Source organism: Protofrankia sp. Cr1, assembly GCF_963555865.1.
Taxonomy (GTDB): domain Bacteria; phylum Actinomycetota; class Actinomycetes; order Frankiales; family Frankiaceae; genus Protofrankia.
Window position 1 is genome coordinate 2,932 of record NZ_CAUVXO010000448.1, and the last position, 1,766, is coordinate 4,697.

Here is a 1,766-nt window from a genome sequence, read left to right on the forward strand (position 1 = left end):
GCTCTTAAGCTGGTCTTCCCGATGCCACTCTGGCCGTAGTAGGACAGGTAGGCCGTTCTGGGTAGATTTGACTCAGCGATATTGATCGTATAGCTGACGTTGCGGGTGGCGCGCAGGACGACGGTGAAGGAGATCTCGTCGGGGTCGACCCCGAGGTCGACGGCGCCGGCCCAGGCGTCCAGGTAGCCGTACCCGCCGCGCCAGCGGATGGTGATCTCCTGTAGGGCGGGGTGGGTACGCGACGCGTGGTGGTCGACGGTTCCCTCGACGAGTTCCTTGAGGCGCTTGGGTGGCACCGGCATGGCCGTCAGTGTGCCCCGGCCCGGGGCTGGATGGGATGATCTGTCGCCGCCGGGCCGGCCGGCGGCCCACGGCCCAGGATGCCCCTCCGGCCGGCCGCGGCTGCTCGGCTGGGGCGCGGGAGACCAGATGGGTCGTGCCGCCCGGCTGGTGGAGGCCGCGGTGACGGTCAAACGGCGTCGCAAACTGAACCGGATCATCGCTTCGGGTAGCAGCGAGCAGCGCCTCGTCCTACGCGCGAGGATCATCCTGGCGGCGGCGGAGGGGACGCCGAATGCGGTGATCGCCGCCGCGCTGGGCTGCTCGGTCCTCACGGTGCGGACCTGGCGGGGCCGGTTCGCGCTCCGTGGGATCCCGGGTCTGTTCGACCGTCCCCGGACGGGGCGGCCCGCGGTCCACGGGCCGTCCGTCCGCCTGGTGGTCGTGGCGACCGCGACCGCTGCCCCGCCCGACGGGCAGACCGCATGGTCCCACGTCACGATCGCCGCGCACCTCGACGAGCGCGGCGTGGAGATCTCGCCGGCCGGGGCGGTGCTGGTCAGCATCGATGAGAGGACCGGGATCCAGGCGAAGACCCGCACGTACCCGGAGATCCCGCTACGGCCCGGCCGGGCGGCCCGCCGCGAGTTCGAGTACGTCCGCTACGGCACTGTCTCGATCATCGCGGCGATGGACGTCGCCACGGGCGAGGTTGTCACCGAACGGATCGGCCGTAACACCTCCGCGGCGTTCACCGCCTTCCTCGCGATGCTCGACGAGCGGACCGACCCGGCACCGCACATCCATCTGATCATGGACAACGGGTCCAGTCACACCGCAGGAGCCACCAGGGCCTGGTTGAAGGCGCACCCACGGTTCTCCGCGACCTACACCCCGAAGCACGCCTCCTGGCTGAACATGGTCGTGCAGTGGTTCGGCGTCCTGACCCGCCGGCTGCTGCGCCGCGGCGACTTCACCTCCCGCGAGGACCTCGACGCCCAGATCACCGCGTTCACGATCCTCCACAACAAGACGGCCCAGCCCTACCAGTGGAGCTACGACGCCGACGCCGAACACGCCCGATACCTCGAACGCCACCCCAGCCCGACCAGCCTCACCCAGGCCGCCTGACGTCACATAACGTCACCGGACACCAGAAAGAACTACTGAGACGCTGCGCTAGGAGGGGAAACGATGCATGTGCCGTCCCCACGCCCGTGGGGGTGATCCGCATGTTTCGTAGTCGTAGTCGTAGTCGTAGGCCAGCCGGCGGGGCGTGGCCTGCACCTGGCGGCGGGTCGCGGGGTCCATGGCCGGTAATCCGCTGGCCGGGTCGCTGTTGTCAGTCATGGGACGCACTTCTCGAGGCCGATCGGGTGGCCGGTACGGTGCCGTCAGGTGGGGCGGTGCCGTTGGCGCTGCCGGGGTGGGCGACGACGACGTCGGCCGCGGCGGCGGGCGTGAGCTGCGGGTAGAACAGGTGGATC

2 protein-coding genes and 1 pseudogene are annotated in these 1,766 nt (G+C 69.9%); 1 reads left to right on the forward strand and 2 read right to left on the reverse strand.

The annotated features are described in order from the left end of the window. A pseudogene (locus tag U9980_RS23425) lies at positions 1 to 302 on the reverse strand (hypothetical protein); the annotation flags it as partial. On the opposite strand from U9980_RS23425, the gene U9980_RS23430 reads away from it, so the two are divergent. Continuing rightward, complete coding sequence (locus U9980_RS23430; RefSeq protein WP_322769914.1) at positions 301 to 1,410, forward strand: IS630 family transposase; 1,110 nt, start codon at positions 301 to 303, stop codon at positions 1,408 to 1,410. The pseudogene U9980_RS23425 and the gene U9980_RS23430 sit on opposite strands and share 2 nt — an antisense overlap. Positions 1,411 to 1,458: 48 nt before the next feature. On the opposite strand, the gene U9980_RS23435 is transcribed toward U9980_RS23430, so the two are convergent. Next, positions 1,459 to 1,629, reverse strand: a complete 171-nt coding sequence (locus tag U9980_RS23435; protein ID WP_322769915.1) for a hypothetical protein — start codon at positions 1,627 to 1,629, stop codon at positions 1,459 to 1,461. Between the last annotated feature and the right edge of the window lie 137 nt (positions 1,630 to 1,766).

What these genes read in the sequence shown, in the direction of transcription:
- U9980_RS23430 (WP_322769914.1), top strand. Translation starts at nt 301, where the DNA reads ATGGCCGTCAGTGTGCCCCGGCCCGGGGCTGGATGGGATGATCTGTCG.
- U9980_RS23435 (WP_322769915.1), bottom strand. Translation starts at nt 1,629, where the DNA reads ATGACTGACAACAGCGACCCGGCCAGCGGATTACCGGCCATGGACCCC.